Source organism: Nonomuraea jabiensis (assembly GCF_014204795.1).
GTDB classification, from domain to species: Bacteria; Actinomycetota; Actinomycetes; order Streptosporangiales; family Streptosporangiaceae; genus Nonomuraea; species Nonomuraea jabiensis.
Map to the genome: position 1 here is coordinate 6,786,612 of NZ_JACHMB010000001.1, position 15,582 is coordinate 6,802,193.

A 15,582-nucleotide genomic window follows, 5' to 3' on the forward strand; every position below is an offset into this window, starting at 1 on the left:
AGGGAACTTTGGGGTGTTTGTGCATATTCGGTTGGGTCTGCGGGATTGGGACCATCTCGTACCGGTGGCGACGGGGGAGGTGCGGCCGGAGGGGTTCGAGCTGGACCTCGAGTCCCGCGCCGTCACCCCGGACGTCCTGAGCGAGCCGAACCTGGACGGCGGTGAGACGTCCTTCAGCAGGTACGTGCTCGGCCGCGCCGCGGGCGACGACCGCCTGGTGGGCCTGCCGGTCTTCGTGATGCGCGGCTTCCGGCACCGGTGCGTCCTCGTCCGCCGCGACAGCGAGCTGACCTCGCTGGAGGAGCTCAAAGGCGCCCGCATCGGCCTGACCGGCTGGCCGGACTCCGGCAACACCTGGACGCGCGCCCTGCTCAGAGCCGCCGGCGTGGACATCAGGAGCATCGAGTGGACGGTCGGCCCGCTGGTCGCCGGCGAGACCGGCAAGGACCGCGTCGGCCCCGTCCCGTTCCCCGACAACGTCTCGCTGACCGGCGACGGCCTGGCCGAAGGGCTCGCCGAGGGCCGCTACGACGCGATCATGACCCCGTTCATGCCCGACGAGTTCTTCACCCCGGACAGCCGCTTTCGCCACCTGCTCCCCGACCACCGCGCCGCCGAGCTGGCCTACTACCGGGAGACCGGCTTCGTGCCCGGCATTCACCTGGTGACGCTGAAGCGCGAGGCCGTCGAGCGCGACCCGGGGCTGCCGCGGGCCGTTCAGGACCTGCTCGAACGCTCCAAGCGGCACTGGCTGGCCCGGCGGCGGCTGCTCGCCGACACCACGCCCTGGCTGCTGGCCGACCTGACGGAGACGGCGCGGACCTTCGGCCCCGACTGGATGCCGTACGGCGTCGGGCCCAACGCCGCCATGATCGCCGCCTTCTGCGAGGAGCTGCACGCCCAGGGCATCTCGAACCGCCGCATCCGACCCGAGGAGGTCTTCGCCATATGAGAATCGCCGTGGGACAGTACGCGTCCTCGGAGGACTGGACGGTCAACCTCAAGACCTGCCAGGACCTGATCGACCGGGCCGCCGAGGGCGGCGCCGACCTGCTGGTCCTGCCCGAGGGCGCGATGGCCCTGTTCGTCGACGAGCCCACGCGCATCCGCGAGGCCGCCCAGCCGCTGGACGGGCCGTTCGTCAGCGGGCTGGTCGAGCGCACGCGCGGCTCGTCCACCACCGTGATCGCCGGCGTGCACACCCCGTCGGGCGACGGCCGCGTGTTCAACGTCCTGGTGGCCGCCAGGGACGGCGAGATCGTCGGGACGTACACCAAGCTGCACCTGTACGACGCCTTCGGCCGGCGCGAGTCCGACAACGTCGTGCCCGGCACGAACCCGCCCGTGGTGATCGACGTGGCCGGCTGGAAGGTCGGCATGATGACCTGCTACGACGTGCGCTTCCCCGAGCTGGCCAGGCTCCTGGCCGACCAGGGCGCCCAGGTGATCGCGCTGCCCACCGCGTGGGTGCGCGGCCCGGCCAAGGAGTGGCACTGGGAGGTCATGGTGACCGCCCGCGCCCTGGAGAACACCGTGTACCTGGCCGCCTCCGGCGAGTGCGGCCGCCGCAACATCGGCGCCAGCATGGTCGTCGACCCGCTCGGCATCACCCGGGCCCGCCTCGGCGACGCGCCGGGCCTGCTCTGGGCCGACGCCTCCATGGAGGAGCTCGAGCGAGCCCGCCTCAGCCTCCCCGTCCTCGAGAACCGGCGCTTCGCCGTCGACCCCCGATTGGAGCGAGATGTCTAAGTACGCGACGGCTGCCCTGCTCGGCGCCGCCCTCCTGCTGGCCGGCTGCGGCGCCAACCCGGAGGAGGCCCAGGGCGCGCTGAGCTCCCAGCCCGCCGCCTCCGGCACCGTGGCCGCCCAGGGCAAGGACCAGGCCCTGTACGACCGGCTGCCCGACAAGGTGAAGACCGCCGGCAAGCTGGTCTCGGTGAACAACGGCTCGTTCCCGCCGTACGAGATCGCCGGGGCGGACGGCAAGTCCATGACCGGCGCCGCGGCCGACCTGTCGGAGGCCCTCGGACAGGTGCTCGGCGTCAAGATCGAGCACGTCACCGTGGACGGCCTGCCCAGCCAGCTGACCGGCATCGCCTCGGGCCGCTACGACCTGGCCATCGGCCCGGTGGGCGACTTCGCCGACCGGCAGAAGGCCAACGACTTCGTGGACTGGGTCAAGGAGTTCGTGGTCTTCGCCGTGCCGAAGGGCAACCCCAAGAAGATCAACTCGGTGGCGGACACGTGCGGGCTGAAGATCTCGGTCATGGCCGGCGGCTCCGCCGAAGCCGTGATCAAGAACCAGTCCGAGACCTGCGCCAAGGACGGCAAGCCGAAGATCACCGTGCAGTCGTACAAGGACCAGCCCACCTCGGTGCTGGCGGTCAGCTCGGGCCGGGCCGACGCGTTCTTCTCCTCGCAGGCGCCGCTCACGTACTTCGTGTCGCAGTCCGGCGGCAAGCTGGAGCTGGCGGGCAAGGGGCAGAGCAACGGCTTCGACGACCTCTACCAGGGGGCCGTCGTCGGCAAGGGCTCGCCGCTGCGTGACGTGGTCAAGGACGGCATCCAGAAGCTGATCGACAACGGCACCTACGCCAAGATCATGGACAGGTGGGGCACGTCCGACAACAAGCTGGACAAGGCCGGCGTCAACCTGGCGGGATCATGAGCGGGCCGCCGGAGGTCGACGTCGCGGGCGCGTCCCGCACGCGCCATCCGCTGCGCTGGGTGGCCTCGATCATCCTGCTGGTGCTGGCCGCCCAGCTCGTGAGCCTGCTGGTCACCAACCCCAACTTCCAGTGGGACGTGGTTTTCCGTTACGTCAACGCGCAGGTCATCGGCCAGGGCATCTTCACCACGCTGCTGCTCACCGTGATCGCGATGTTCGTGGGCGTGGTGCTCGGGGTGCTGCTGGCCGTCGGCCGGCTCTCCGAGAACCCCGTCGCGCGGGCGGCCTGCGGGCTCTACGTGTGGTTCTTCCGCGGCACGCCGGTGCTGGTGCAGCTCGTGCTCTGGTACAACCTGTCGTACCTGCTGCCCAAGATCTCCTTCGGCGTCCCGTTCGGCCCTGAGTTCGTCAGCGCCGACACGAACATGGTCATCACCCCGCTGCTCGCGGCCATCCTCGGGCTCGGGCTGAACGAGGGCGCGTACATGGCGGAGATCATCCGCGGCGGGCTCATGTCGGTCGACCCCGGGCAGACCGAGGCCGCCTCGGCGCTCGGCATGAGCAACGCGCGCACCTTCCGCAGGATCGTGCTGCCGCAGGCCATGCGGTTCATCATCCCGCCCACCGGCAGCCAGGTGATCAGCATGCTGAAGGCCACGTCGCTGGTGAGCGTCATCGCGCTCGCGGACCTGCTCTACACGGTGCAGTCGATCTACAACCGTACCTTCCAGACCATCCCGCTGCTGATCGTCGCCTGCGTCTGGTACCTGGTCATCACCTCGATCCTGTACGTCGGCCAGTCGTTCATCGAGCGGCACTACGCCCGCGGGGCCACCAGGAACGCGCCGCAGAGCTTCTGGGCCTTCCTGACCTTCCGCCGGCGCCGTCCCTCGGAGGTGACGTCATGACCGTCCCCATGGTCCACGCCCACGCCGTACGCAAGCACTTCGGCCACCTCGAGGTCCTCAAAGGCATCGACCTGGACGTCCAGGCGGGGGAGGTCGTGGTGATCCTCGGCCCCTCCGGGTCGGGCAAGTCGACGTTCCTGCGCTGCGTGAACCACCTGGAGACCATCGACGGCGGCTCCATCTTCGTGGACGGGGAGCTGATCGGGTTCCAGGCGTCCGGCGGCAAGGTGCGGCACCTGCGCAAGCGCGAGATCACCCGCCAGCGCCGGGAGATCGGCATGGTCTTCCAGCAGTTCAACCTGTTCCCGCACTTCACGGTGTTGCAGAACGTCATGGAGGCGCCGGTCGGCGTCCGCCGCGAGCCGCGCGAGCAGGCCAGGGAACGGGCGTTCGGCCTGCTGCGCCGCGTGGGCCTGGAGGAGAAGGCGGGCAGCTACCCCAGGCAGCTCTCCGGCGGGCAGCAGCAGCGGGTGGCGATCGCCAGGGCGCTGGCGATGCGGCCCAAGCTGATGCTGTTCGACGAGCCGACCAGCGCGCTGGACCCGGAGTTGGTGGGTGAGGTGCTGGCCACCATGAAGGGCCTCGCCGAGGACGGGCTGACCATGATCGTGGTGACTCACGAGATCGGGTTCGCGCGGGAGGTGGCGGATCGGGTGGTGTTCATGGACGGTGGTGTCGTGGTCGAGTCGGGCACGCCGAAGGAGGTCCTCGACAACCCTGCCAGCCCCCGCACCAGGGCCTTCCTCAGCCGCGTCCTGTAGACCCCACGCGCCTCCCGCCACCCCCTTCCGAGCGAAGGACAGAAGGGACGTGCCCCCTCCCCGAAGGGCGGACGGGCTTATCGTGGGTGGGATGGAGACCCAGCGTTTGATCATGCGCAGATGGCGCGACGAGGACCGGGAACCATTCGCCGCGATGAACGCCGACCCCGAGGTGATGGAGCACTTCCCCGCCCCCCTCACCCGCGCGGAGAGCGACCACTTCGTCGACAGGATCGAGGAGGAGTTCGACAAGGACGGCCACGGGCTGTGGGCGCTGGAGGTGCGCGGGAGCGGCGAGTTCATCGGCTTCGCCGGGCTGATCTGGCAGACGTTCGACGCGCCGTTCCTGCCCGCGTGGGAGATCGGGTGGCGGCTGGCACGCCCGGCCTGGGGCCACGGGTACGCCACCGAGGCGGCCAGGCAGGCCCTCAGGCACGCCTTCGAGGAGGCCGGACTGGACGAGATCATCTCCATGACGGCCAAGAGCAACACCCGCTCCCAGGCCGTGATGAAGCGCCTGGGCATGACCCACCTGGCCGACTTCGGCCACTCGCGGCTGGCGCCGGACCACCCCCTGTTCCCGCACGTGGCCTACCACATCAAGCGCCCGTAGGGGCGCTCATCGCGTAGAGGACGTCGCGCAGGGCGGGCTCGCGGCCGCGTAGCCAGACCAGCCGCAGCGCCAGCGCGGGCGCCTCGAAGCCGAGCCGCACCAGCGCCCCGGAGGCCAGGTCCGGCTCCAGCGCGAAGTCCGGCAGCAGCGCGCTGCCGAGCCCCTGCCTGGCCCACTCGCGGGCGGTGGCGATGCTGGTCAGCTCCCTGCGTGGCACCTCCGGGCCGAACGCCCGGTCGGCGGCCAGCCGGATCGAGCAGCCCGGCGGGCTGACCAGCAGCGGCTCCCGATCCCCGTCCGGCGCCGCGACCAGCGCCAGCCCGACCTCGCCCACGTCCAGGAAGTCCAGATCGGGCGCCACCGGCCCGGAGCCGGGGTCGTGCGGCACGGTGAACCCGAGCCCGCCGATCCGCAGGCCCGTGTCCAGCAGGAGCGCCGCGTCCAGCTCACCGCCCGCCACCCCGGCCAGCAGCGACTGCCTGGTGTGCGAGCGCACGTCCACGTCCAGGTCGGGACGGCGTTCCGACAGACGGCGGATCACGGCGGGCATCCTGGCCGCGGCGAGCATCTCCAGCGCGCCGATCCGCACCTTGCGCCGCTGCCCGGTGACGGCCCGGCGTACCTCGTCGGCGTGGTCGAGCAGCCCCTGCGCCCGCGCCAGCAGCGTGGACCCCTGCTCGGTCAGCCGCATCCCCTGGGGCGTGCGCTCGAAGAGCGCGACCCCCAGACTCTGCTCCAGCCGGCGCACCTGCTCCGACACCGACGCGGGGGCGAGGCCGAGGCTGTTGGCCGCACCGGTGACGGTGCCCGTCCCCGCCACCGCGACGAACCCCCGCAACTGACGCAAATCCATAGCCGCCAGCATACGGTTTTCCCGAACGCCCCCTGCGGCCCCGCCTGTTGAGGGCGGATGCGGCATCTCAGCAGGCTGAGGCGCATGATGTTCGGATTCTCCCTCGCCTACTTCCTCGTGATCCTCGACACGACCGTGCTGACGATCGCGCTGCCCGACCTGCGGGCCTCGCTCGGCGGTTCGCTGGCCGGGCAGCAGTGGGCGGTGAACGCGTACACGGTCGCCTTCGCCGCCTCGCTGCTCGTCGGGGGAGCGGTGGCCGACCGGTACGGCGCGGCCCGGATCTTCAAGGCCGGCGTGGTGGCGTTCGGCGCGATCTCGCTGCTGAGCGCCGCGGCGCCGCACCTGGGCGTGCTGGTCGGGCTGCGTGCCCTGCTGGGCGTGGCGGGCGCGCTCTGCACGGGCGGCTCGCTCGGCCTGCTCCCGCAGCTCTTCCCCGACCCGGCCGCCCGCGCCCGCGCCACCGGCCTGTGGGCCGCCATCACCGGCACCGCGCTCGCCGCCGGCCCGCTGCTGGGCGGGCTCCTGGTGGACCTGTACGGGTGGCGCGCCGTCTTCCTGCTCAACCCGCCCCTCGCCCTGATCAGCCTGCTGGCCATGCGCCGGGTGAGCTCGCCGCGCGGCCACCGCGGGATCGACTGGCGGGTCCAGGCGCTGGCCTGCGCGTTCCTGGGCCTGGTGGCGCAGGCCCTGATCGGCCCCTCGGTCCTGGCGGGCGTGGCGGCCCTGGCCGTACTGGCCGTGCTGGTGCCGGTGGAGCGCCGCAGCCACGCCCCCGCGCTGCCCGGCGGCCTGCTCGCCGCCACCTGGCCCGAGCTGCTCGCGGGCACGGTGGCCAACTTCGCCTTCTCCGGCGCCCTGTTCGTCCTCACCCTCCTGCTGCAGGACACCCGCCACCTGGACCCGCTGGCCGCCGGCCTGGCCTTCCTGCCGCTCACCCTCCCCATGACCGTGAACCCGCTGCTCACCGGCCGCCTGGTGGCCCGCTACGGCCCGCGCCCGCCGACCCTGTGCGGCCTCGCCCTGCTCGCGACCGGCCTGGCCGGCGTCGCCCTCACGGACGCGCTGGCGTGGTGGCTGGTGGTGATGGGGTTCGGGCTGTCGTTCGTGCTGCCCGCGCTGATGGCGGGCATGGTCAACAGCGCGCCGCCGGGGACGGCGGGCACGGCGGGCGGCGTCCTGAACGCCTTCCGCCAGGCCGGCGCGACCCTCGGCGTGGCGGTCATGGGCGTCGTCGGCCGGCCCCTGCTGGCGGCGGCTGTCCTGACGGCCCTGACCTGCCTGTGCTACGCGGCGGGCGCCTGGCGGGCCCGCGCGGCGGCCCTGACGTGACGATGCGGGTATCGTGATCGGCGCAGGGCCGGGGTTGGTCGGGGATGGCGAGGTGGACCGTGCGTTTCCAGCATTCGAGTGACATCTGGCGGGACTTCCCCGAGCTCGTCCCCGGGGTGCTCGTCGCGACCGGCATCACGGCGGACGTCTCCGTCGACGACGCGATCGCCTGGTGCGCCGAGCGCGCCGCGGATCGGCTCGAGACCGCCTCGGAGGGCGAACTGCCGGCGATCCAGGCGTGGCGGCGGGCGTTCTCGAAGATGGGCCTCAAGCCGACCCAGTACCGCTGCGCCTCGGAGTCCCTGCTGCGCCGCTTCAGGAAGGAAGGCGCGCTGCCGCGCCTGCACCCGCTGATCGACCTCTGCAACGCGCTCTCCATCGCGTACGCGATCCCGGTGGCGGTGTTCGACATCGCCAAGATCTCGCAGTACGTGGAGGTCAGGTACGCGGCGGGCGACGAGACGTACCTGACCTTCTCCGGCGAGACCGAGCACCCGCCGCCCGGCGAGGTGATCTTCGCCGACGCGGAGGGCAGGGCGCACGCCCGCCGCTGGACCAACCGCCAGAGCGGCCACTCGGCCGTCCGCGACACGACCACCGACGTCCTGATCGTCGCCGAGGCGCTGCACGACACGGCCAGGAAGGACGTCGAGTCCCTCATGGCCGGGCTCTCGGACGAGCTGGCCGCCGGCTGGTCCATGACGCCGCCGGAATACACCATCCTCAGCCCGTCCGAGCCCCGGTTCGAGTTCCCTGTGTGACGGCTGATCGGTGAACGTCGGCCCACCCGCGGCCAGGGAAGGCATTGCCCTATAGTCAGATTGTCGGTATATATCGATCACATGAAGAACAGGTCGATGCAGGAACCGACGTTCCTGATCCTGACGGCCCTGGCGGCCGGGCCGCAGCACGGCTACGGCATCATCACCGACGTCCTGCAGATCTCCGGTGAGCGGGTGCGCCTGCGCGCCGGCACCCTGTACGCCGCGCTCGACCGGCTCCAGGGCGAGCAGCTGATCGAGACCGACCGCGAGGAGGTCGTGGACGGCCGGGCCCGGCGTTACTACCGGCTCACCGGCGAGGGCGCGTCCCGGCTGTCGGCCGAGGCCGAACGGCTGCGGCGGCACGCCGACACCGCCGCCGCGCGGCTGCGCCGCGGCCCGGCCGCCGCGCAGCTGTCCCTCGGCGGTGCCTCGTGAGCGCGCTGGAACGGCGCTACCGCCGGTTGCTGGCCTGGTATCCGAAGGACCACCGGGCGCGGCACGAGGAGGAGATGCTCGCCGTGCTGCTGGCGGCCTCGGCTCCGGGCCGGCGCCGCCCTGCCGGGCGGGAGGCGTTCGACCTGGTGCGCGGCGGCCTGGCGATCCGGCTGCGCCGGTTCCCGCCGCCCGGTTCGCGGCGGCACTGGCAGGCCGCCACCGGCCTGGCCGCCCTCCTCGCCCCTCTGACGTTGTTCGGCGCCGGCCTGTTCCGCGCCGCCGGGTACGCCGGCCGGCTCGCCTTCGACCTGGCCCTCCCGCAGCTCATCTATGCCCTGCCGTACGGGCTGGTCGTGCTGCTGGCGTGGCTGGGGCGGCGATGGGCGGCGATCGCCTGCGCGTGGGCCATGGCGGCGTTGCACATGGCCGAGACGATGGCCCGGCTGCTGTCCCTGCCTGAAGGGACCGTCGTGGTGGGCGACGTGCTTCTCGTCTCGGGGCGGCCGTTGATCGCCGCCACCATGCTGCTGTCGGCGCTCCCGGCGTGCGTCTGCGCGGCGATGCTGACCCTCGTGCCGTCGCCCGGTCCCGGCCCGGTGGGGTCCCGGCGGCTGCTGGCCTGGGCGGGCGGGGTGCTGGCCGCGTGTGTCGTGGGCGCCCTGGTGCCCAGGGTCTTCGGGGCCGTCCTGATACTGGCCGCCATCGCCACGGTGGCCGTGATGGCGCTGCGCTCCCCTGTGGGCCGCCGGACGGCTGCCGTCCTGGCGCCGTTCCTGCTCGTCGCTGTCATGCGGTCGTGGTTCACCGACCTGGCGGGCCTGACGGCGGTCACCGTCGCGACGGCGGCGCTGCTGGGCCTCACGGCGTGGCTGGCCCGCACCGGGAAACCCGCCTGATGCCCTGCGCGACGGAGATCCGGTCGCTCTCGTCCAGGTAGCCGCCACGCACAGCTTGGGGGCGCCACCGAGCTGATCGGTGGCGCCCCCAAGGGCCGTTCGCCGGGTGCGGGCCGGACTACACGTCGTAGTACAGCTCGAACTCGTGCGGGTGCGGGCGCAGGCGGATCGGGTCGACCTCGTTCTCCCGCTTGTAGGAGATCCACGTCTCGATCAGGTCAGGCGTGAAGACGCCGCCCTCGAGCAGGTAGTCGTGGTCCTCCTCCAGCGCGTTGAGCACGTCGGTGAGCGAGCCGGGCACCTGCGGGATGTTGCGGGCCTCCTCCGGCGGCAGCTCGTAGAGGTCCTTGTCGACCGGCTCCGGCGGCTCGATCTTGTTGCGGATGCCGTCGATGCCCGCCATCAGCATCGCCGCGAAGGCGAAGTACGGGTTGCAGGACGGGTCGGGCACGCGAAACTCGATGCGCTTGGCCTTCGGGTTGGAGCCCGTGATCGGGATCCGGACGCAGGCCGAGCGGTTGCGCTGGGAGTAGACCAGGTTGACCGGGGCCTCGTAGCCGGGGACCAGGCGGTGGTAGGAGTTGACCGTCGGGTTGGTGAAGGCCAGCAGCGACGGCGCGTGCTTGAGCAGGCCGCCGATGTAGTAGCGGGCCGTGTCGGACAGGCCCGCGTAGCCGACCTCGTCGTAGAAGAGCGGCGAGCCGTCCTTCCACAGCGACTGGTGGCAGTGCATGCCGGAGCCGTTGTCACCGAAGATCGGCTTGGGCATGAACGTGACCGTGTGGCCGTACTCGAGCGCCGTGCTCTTGATGATGTACTTGTACAGCATCAGGTTGTCGGCGGTCTTGAGCAGCGTGCCGAACTTGAAGTCGATCTCCGCCTGGCCCGCCGTGCCGACCTCGTGGTGCTGCATCTCGACGTCGATGCCGCACTCGATGAGGTTGCGCACCATCTCGGAGCGCAGGTCGGTGAAGTGGTCCATCGGCGGCACCGGGAAGTAGCCGCCCTTGTAGCGCGGCTTGTAGCCGAGGTTGCCGCCCTCGGTGGCCTTGCCGGTGTTCCAGGCGCCCTCGATGGAGTCGATGTAGTAGTAGCCGGCGTTCTGCTTGGTCTCGAAGCGCACGTCGTCGAAGATGTAGAACTCGGCCTCGGGACCGAAGTAGACCGTGTCGGCGATGCCCGTGCCCCGAAGGAACTCCTCGGCCTTGCGCGCGACGTTACGCGGGTCGCGGCTGTAGGCCTCGCCGGTCAGCGGGTCGTGCACGAAAAAGTTCAGGTTGAGCGTCTTGTGCTGGCGGAACGGGTCCACCACGGCGCTGGACGGATCGGGCAGCAGAAGCATGTCGGACTCGTGGATCGCCTGGAAACCGCGGATCGACGAGCCGTCGAACATGAGTCCGTCGGTGAAGACGCTCGCGCTGAAGTTTTCTACCGGGAAGGTGAAGTGGTGAGTCGTCCCCGGCAGGTCGGTGAACCTGACATCGACGAACTGCACCCCTTCGTCACTGATGAACTTCAGGACGTCGTCGGCGGAGTTGAACACTCTCGAACCTCCCTGGGGACTGGCCATCATGCCGACGCTAGGGCGTGGCCGTTTCCGTGTGGTGTCTCGATTGTTTCGCACATGTTACGCAGGTCAGGTGCCCTTCGAAGCCGTACAGCCCTTGGGTTCGTCCTGTTCCAGCTCATACGGATCGATGGGCGGTCCCGTGGGCGCCACCGTACCCCGAGGCGAGTCCTCATACTCGGGATGGATGAAGCCGTCGCGCGTGTCGCAGCTCGCCGGGGTGCTGCTCGCCCCCCAACGCAGCGGCCAGGCGACCAGCCGCCCCTCCTCGCGGTACAGCCACACGCGGCCCTTGGGATGGGCGACGACCCGGATCGTGGTGTCCGGCCGGCCCGGGCGGTGCACGGCGTAGACGACGATGTGGTTCAGCTTGACCTCGACGCCGCGCCGCCAGCGGTCCTTGAACGTGCCCAGCTTGACCCGGCCGTACACCTTGATCACATCGGTGGAGAACTCGGCCGTGCCCTTGGCGAACTGGATGACGAAGGCCGCCGCGCCCTTGTGCTTCTTCATGTCCCGGACGAACCAGTCACGCTGGTCGGGGCTCAGGAGCTTGGCGAACGCCGACGGCTTGCCGCCCAGGAGCGCCTTCTTGTCCAGGAAGGCCGCCGCCATCAGCTCGCGGGTCAGCTTCAGGCCCTTCGCGACGTCCTTCTTCGACAGCCCGCCCAGCGCCTTCGCCGCCGGCATCCCGAAGCCGGCGGCCCCCTCGGCGTACTTCTCCGCGGGAGATCCGGCGAACGGGCTCGCCGGCTCCTCGCCGGCGCCCTCCGTCGGCTCCTCGTCGGTCTGGTCCACCGGATCCTCGGCGGGTTCGACGACCGGCGCCGCGATCGACGCCGGCGCTTCGTCCACGACAGCGTCCGGAGTGAGCAGGTCGGGGCGGAAGGTCACGATCACGCCCGCGGCCGCGATCAGCGAGGTGATCACGGCCATCGCGATCCAGGCCCGCCCGATCCGCCGCCGCGGCTCGGGCCCGTATCCTCCGGAGTCCCCGGATAAGCGCGCCGGCCTGCTCTCGCGCCTGGCTAAGCGGTCGGTACGCCGCTGTTCTTTCGCGCCTTTGACGGCCGCGGCGCGCATCTTGCGCTGTTGATCGTCGTCGATCTGCGCGACCAGCTCGTTGAAGCGCGCGTCAAGGTCATCCCCGTGTGGCATGGCGTACATGATGGCCGTTCCGCGACGCGGTTGGGTCACGATGCCGACCGGCCTGCCGGGCGGATACCGTTGAAGGCATGAGCAGCAAGGAACCTCGGTGGACGCAGACCTGGCTGGGCGGGGTCAGGTCCGCCGGGGTCGATCTCGGATACCCGGGGGAGCGCCTGGGGCTGCCCGAGGAGGGCAGCGGGTCGATCGCCGGCTGGGGGCGCAGGATCGCGGCGCTGGTCATCGACTGGATGATCTGCACGTGGGTCGTCGTGCAGCTGCTGCTCAGGATCGACCCGGCCGAGCAGCCGTGGGCGCCCGCGGCCGTCTTCGCCGTCCAGTACCTGATCCTGGTCGGGTTCATGGGGCAGACGTTCGGCCACCGGCTGGCGGGCATCAGGGTGGCCGCGATGGACGGCGGTGACCCGCGCTGGCTGCCCGTGCTGGTGCGCTCGGTGCTGCTGTGCCTGGCCGTGCCCGCCCTGATCTGGGACCGCGACCACCGCGGGGTGCACGACCGGGTGTCCAACACGATGGTCGTCCGCATGTAGTCGAGCAGAGAAACCGTACCGGGTTCAAAAATGTACCCGGTACGGTTTATGCTGCCCTCATGGGGTTGAGGGAGCGGAAGAAGGAGCAGACGCGGCGGCGGATCGCGGAGGTGGCGCTGCGGCTGTTCGACGAGCGCGGCTTCGACGCGGTGACCGTCAACGAGATCGCCGAGGCGGCCGGGGTCGCCAAGGTGACGCTGTTCAACTACTTCCCGACCAAGGACTGCCTCCTCACCGAAGGGGTCAAGGAGGACCTGGCGGCGATCGTGGCCGGGCGGGGGGAGGGGCGCTCGCCCCTTCAGGCGCTGCGCGAGCACTACCGCTCGATGGCCGCCCAGGGCGCGGGAGAGGTGGACGTCGAGGCGCTGCTGGCCAGGGTGCGGGTGATCTCGTCTAGCCCGGCCCTGATGGGCGCGCTGCACGCGGTGCACATGAGCGAGCGCCACGAGCTGGCCGAGGCCCTCAGGGGGGCCTACCCGGGCGACGATCTGACCGCGCGGCTCATGGCCGGGCAGATCACCGCCGCCGTCACCACCGTCCAAGAGGCCTTCTTCCATCGCATCGCCTCGGGCGAGCCGCTGGAGGAGGCGGGGCGGCGCCTGGCGGGCGACGTGGAGCTGGCCTTCGACCTCCTGGAGCACGGTCTCATCTACGTAAAAAAGGGGATAAATCGTGAAAAAGGGGATCAACTATGATGTCGGGTTCCTGCCGGGCGACAGCCTGAGCCGCAGGTCGTTCCACCTCGAGGACGTCCGGCGTGACATGCGGACGATCGCGGAAGACCTGCACTGCGCGTCGGTGCGCATCTCCGGCGGCGACCCCGAGCGCGTCGAGGCCGCCGCCAGGCAGGCCGCGGCGGCCGGACTCGAGATCTGGTTCGCCCCGTTCCCCGTGGACCTCACGCAGGACGCGATGCTGGAGGTCTTCACGGACGCGGCCCGCCGCGCCGAGTCGGTGCGCCGCGACGGAGCCGAGGTCGTGCTGGTCACCGGCTGCGAGATCACCGCCTTCGGCCACGGCTTCATCGACGGCGACGGGTACGGCGACCGGCTCGGCGCCATGATGGCCGGCGACATGGCATGGTGGACGTCCCTCATGCAGGTCATGCCGCGCTTCAACGCCTACCTGGCGAAGGTGGCCCAGACCGTGCGGCCGCTGTTCGGCGGCCGGCTCAGCTACGCCTCGGCGCCGTGGGAGCAGGTCGACTGGGCCCCGTTCGACGTGGCGGGCGTGGACGCCTACCGCGCCGCCTACAACGCCCACGACTTCGCGGACGAGCTACGCGCCCAGTTCAAGCACGGCAAACCGGTCGCCGTGACCGAGTTCGGCACCTGCGCCTACCGCGGCGCGGGCGAGCACGGCGGCTCGGCCTGGGTGGTGCCCGAGGGCGCGGTGCGCGACGAGGGCGAGCAGGTGCGTTACTTCACCGAGCTGATGGACGTCTTCGAGCGGGAGGGCGTGGAGACCGCGCTGTGGTTCACCTTCGCCGCCTTCAACCGGCCCGGCGAGGCCGACCTCGGCTCCTACGGCGTGGTCAGGATGCTCGACGAGCGCCGCTGGGAGCCCAAGGAGGTCTTCCACGCCATGGCCGCTAGGTACGCGCGCAGCTGAAGATGGCCGTGCCCGGGAGGTGACGGCCGCGCAGCGGGCTCCAGCCGCCCCACACCCGCTCGTGCCCCTCCGGCCACTCCGGCTCCAGCAGCCCCGTGACGGTCAGCCCCGAGGCGACCAGCAGATTCACCCAGTCACCCAGGGTGCGGTGGTGCTCGGCGTACGTGACCGTGCCCCGTTCGTCGCGCTCCTCGTAAGGGGAGCGGTCGAAGTAGGACCGGTCGGACGTCAGCCCGCGCGGCCCCGGATCGTCCGGGAACGCCCACCGGATCGGATGGCTCACCGAGAACACGAACCGGCCGCCCGGCCTGAGCACCCGCCGCACCTCGCGGAAGACGGCGAGCGGGTCGGCCACGAACGGCAGCGCGCCGAACGCCGAGCAGGCCAGGTCGAAGGCGGCCGCGGCGAACGGCAGCGACTCGGCGTCGGCCTGGACCACGGGCACGCGCAGCCCCGTGTCGAGGTCGATGCGCTGGGAGTGGCGCAGCTGCCGGTGGGAGACGTCGAAGGCGGCCACCTGCGCGCCCTGCGTCACCAGCCACCGGGCGCACTGCGCCGCCCCGCAGCCGATCTCCAGCACGCGCCGCCCGCGCACCTCGCCGAGGAGGTGCGCGTCGGCCTCGTCGACGCCCTCGGGACACCACACGAACCCGGTGTCGCCCAGGAACTCGCCGTGTTCGAGCTGGTAGTCGTCGGCGTTGCCGTCCCACCACCAGCGGTTGGCCCGTGAGGAGGAGGACAGCACTAGCGCATCTTGGGGCCGCGCGGCATGCGCGCGCCCTTGGGCATGGGGCCCTTGGGCAGCGGCATGTTCTTCGGCAGCGAGCGCAGCCGGTCCTTCACCTCGTTGACCGCGGGCTTCTTGAGGTTGCGCGGCAGCTTCATCAGGTGGCGCTGCAGCTTGCCGAGCGGCACCTGCCCCTCGCCGTCACCGCACTGCACGTCGTAGATCTCGATGCCCAGGACCACCCGCGCGACCCGCTTCTTCTCGGCCGCCAGCATCTTCGCCACCCGGTTGCCCGGCCCCTCGGACACCAGCACGACGCCCGGATAGCCGACCACGAGGTGGATGAGGTCCTGGTCGCGGTTGACCGCGATGGCAGGGGTGACCTGCCAGTTGCCGCGCATGCCCTGCAGCACCGCCGCCGCGGCGCCCGTCTGGCCGTGCAGGATCGAATATTGGGCCTTCTGGGCGAGCTGCCCGAAGACCACCAGACCAACCGTGAGCGCGGCCAGCACACCGATGAACACCGAATACCACAAGTAGTCCGTGACCAGGCCGATCACGACGACCACAGCCAGCGTGCCCACCGCCGAGAGGAAGACGATGGGCAACCCCTTGGGGTTGGCCTGCTTGATGATCTGCGCGATCATGCGGAGCTGCTTGATGCGCCCCGGCTTCTCTGGATCCTCGGACTTTGCCATGCTCTGAAGGATACAAACCAACAGGTGCAGGAGGGAAAACGCGGCCTGCCAT

Annotated in this window: 18 protein-coding genes; 13 read left to right on the forward strand and 5 right to left on the reverse strand. The window is 70.9% G+C overall.

Annotated elements, in window-relative coordinates:
• The first annotated feature begins 64 nt into the window (after positions 1–64).
• From HD596_RS31000 to HD596_RS31025, 6 genes are all read left to right on the forward strand, one after another.
• Positions 65–952, forward strand: a complete 888-nt coding sequence (locus HD596_RS31000) for a substrate-binding domain-containing protein (protein ID WP_221519600.1) — start codon at positions 65–67, stop codon at positions 950–952.
• Positions 949–1,749: a deaminated glutathione amidase gene (locus HD596_RS31005; protein WP_185072801.1), complete on the forward strand. Its 801-nt coding sequence runs from the start codon at positions 949–951 to the stop codon at positions 1,747–1,749. Before HD596_RS31000 ends, HD596_RS31005 begins: the two co-directional genes overlap by 4 nt.
• Positions 1,742–2,668 carry an ABC transporter substrate-binding protein gene (locus HD596_RS31010; RefSeq protein ID WP_185072802.1) on the forward strand — a complete coding sequence of 309 codons (927 nt, stop codon included), beginning with the start codon at positions 1,742–1,744 and terminating at the stop codon, positions 2,666–2,668. Before HD596_RS31005 ends, HD596_RS31010 begins: the two co-directional genes overlap by 8 nt.
• On the forward strand, positions 2,665–3,576 hold the full coding sequence (locus HD596_RS31015; RefSeq protein ID WP_185072803.1) for an amino acid ABC transporter permease: 912 nt from the start codon (positions 2,665–2,667) through the stop codon (positions 3,574–3,576). Before HD596_RS31010 ends, HD596_RS31015 begins: the two co-directional genes overlap by 4 nt.
• A complete protein-coding gene (locus HD596_RS31020) occupies positions 3,573–4,337 on the forward strand; it encodes an amino acid ABC transporter ATP-binding protein (RefSeq protein WP_281398280.1) in 765 nt (254 codons plus the stop codon). The genes HD596_RS31015 and HD596_RS31020 overlap by 4 nt, the downstream gene beginning before the upstream one ends.
• A gap of 91 nt (positions 4,338–4,428) precedes the next feature.
• On the forward strand, positions 4,429–4,950 hold the full coding sequence (locus HD596_RS31025; protein WP_185072804.1) for a GNAT family N-acetyltransferase: 522 nt from the start codon (positions 4,429–4,431) through the stop codon (positions 4,948–4,950).
• Here the strand turns inward: HD596_RS31025 and HD596_RS31030 are convergent.
• Positions 4,937–5,803, reverse strand: coding sequence for a LysR family transcriptional regulator (locus HD596_RS31030; RefSeq protein WP_185072805.1), 867 nt, complete (start codon positions 5,801–5,803; stop codon positions 4,937–4,939). The genes HD596_RS31025 and HD596_RS31030 overlap by 14 nt on opposite strands.
• An 84-nt stretch (positions 5,804–5,887) precedes the next feature.
• Between HD596_RS31030 and HD596_RS31035 the strand changes: the two genes are divergently transcribed.
• From HD596_RS31035 to HD596_RS31050, 4 genes are all read left to right on the forward strand, one after another.
• On the forward strand, positions 5,888–7,135 hold the full coding sequence (locus HD596_RS31035) for an MFS transporter (RefSeq protein ID WP_246554977.1): 1,248 nt from the start codon (positions 5,888–5,890) through the stop codon (positions 7,133–7,135).
• A gap of 59 nt (positions 7,136–7,194) precedes the next feature.
• A complete protein-coding gene (locus HD596_RS31040) occupies positions 7,195–7,896 on the forward strand; it encodes a B3/B4 domain-containing protein (protein WP_185072806.1) in 702 nt (233 codons plus the stop codon).
• Positions 7,897–7,977: 81 nt separating this feature from the next.
• The gene (locus HD596_RS31045; protein ID WP_246554979.1) at positions 7,978–8,334 is read left to right on the forward strand and encodes a PadR family transcriptional regulator; all 357 of its coding nucleotides are present in this window, start codon (positions 7,978–7,980) and stop codon (positions 8,332–8,334) included.
• Positions 8,331–9,230: a hypothetical protein gene (locus tag HD596_RS31050; protein WP_185072807.1), complete on the forward strand. Its 900-nt coding sequence runs from the start codon at positions 8,331–8,333 to the stop codon at positions 9,228–9,230. The genes HD596_RS31045 and HD596_RS31050 overlap by 4 nt, the downstream gene beginning before the upstream one ends.
• A gap of 118 nt (positions 9,231–9,348) precedes the next feature.
• Here HD596_RS31050 and glnA read toward each other — a convergent pair whose 3' ends face one another.
• Together glnA and HD596_RS31060 are read right to left on the reverse strand one after the other, a co-directional pair.
• Complete coding sequence (glnA, locus tag HD596_RS31055) at positions 9,349–10,773, reverse strand: type I glutamate--ammonia ligase (RefSeq protein ID WP_185072808.1); 1,425 nt, start codon at positions 10,771–10,773, stop codon at positions 9,349–9,351.
• Between the two features lie 93 nt (positions 10,774–10,866).
• Positions 10,867–11,955 carry a hypothetical protein gene (locus HD596_RS31060; protein WP_185072809.1) on the reverse strand — a complete coding sequence of 363 codons (1,089 nt, stop codon included), beginning with the start codon at positions 11,953–11,955 and terminating at the stop codon, positions 10,867–10,869.
• Positions 11,956–12,032: 77 nt separating this feature from the next.
• Here HD596_RS31060 and HD596_RS31065 point away from each other — a divergent pair, with 77 nt between their 5' ends.
• From HD596_RS31065 to HD596_RS31075, 3 genes are read left to right on the forward strand one after another with little or no spacing between them, the layout of a single operon-like run.
• The gene (locus tag HD596_RS31065; RefSeq protein WP_185072810.1) at positions 12,033–12,494 is read left to right on the forward strand and encodes an RDD family protein; all 462 of its coding nucleotides are present in this window, start codon (positions 12,033–12,035) and stop codon (positions 12,492–12,494) included.
• A gap of 59 nt (positions 12,495–12,553) precedes the next feature.
• Entirely contained in the window at positions 12,554–13,189 is a 636-nt protein-coding gene (locus HD596_RS31070) for a TetR family transcriptional regulator (RefSeq protein WP_185072811.1), read from the forward strand.
• Positions 13,167–14,105 (forward strand): glycoside hydrolase family 113 protein, encoded by a 939-nt coding sequence (locus tag HD596_RS31075; protein ID WP_313045220.1) that lies wholly within the window; start codon positions 13,167–13,169, stop codon positions 14,103–14,105. Before HD596_RS31070 ends, HD596_RS31075 begins: the two co-directional genes overlap by 23 nt.
• Here HD596_RS31075 and HD596_RS31080 read toward each other — a convergent pair.
• Both HD596_RS31080 and HD596_RS31085 read right to left on the reverse strand, forming a co-directional pair.
• Positions 14,086–14,850, reverse strand: a complete 765-nt coding sequence (locus HD596_RS31080) for a class I SAM-dependent methyltransferase (protein WP_185072812.1) — start codon at positions 14,848–14,850, stop codon at positions 14,086–14,088. The genes HD596_RS31075 and HD596_RS31080 overlap by 20 nt on opposite strands.
• A complete protein-coding gene (locus HD596_RS31085; RefSeq protein ID WP_185072813.1) occupies positions 14,850–15,530 on the reverse strand; it encodes a DUF4191 domain-containing protein in 681 nt (226 codons plus the stop codon). Before HD596_RS31085 ends, HD596_RS31080 begins: the two co-directional genes overlap by 1 nt.
• Between the last annotated feature and the right edge of the window lie 52 nt (positions 15,531–15,582).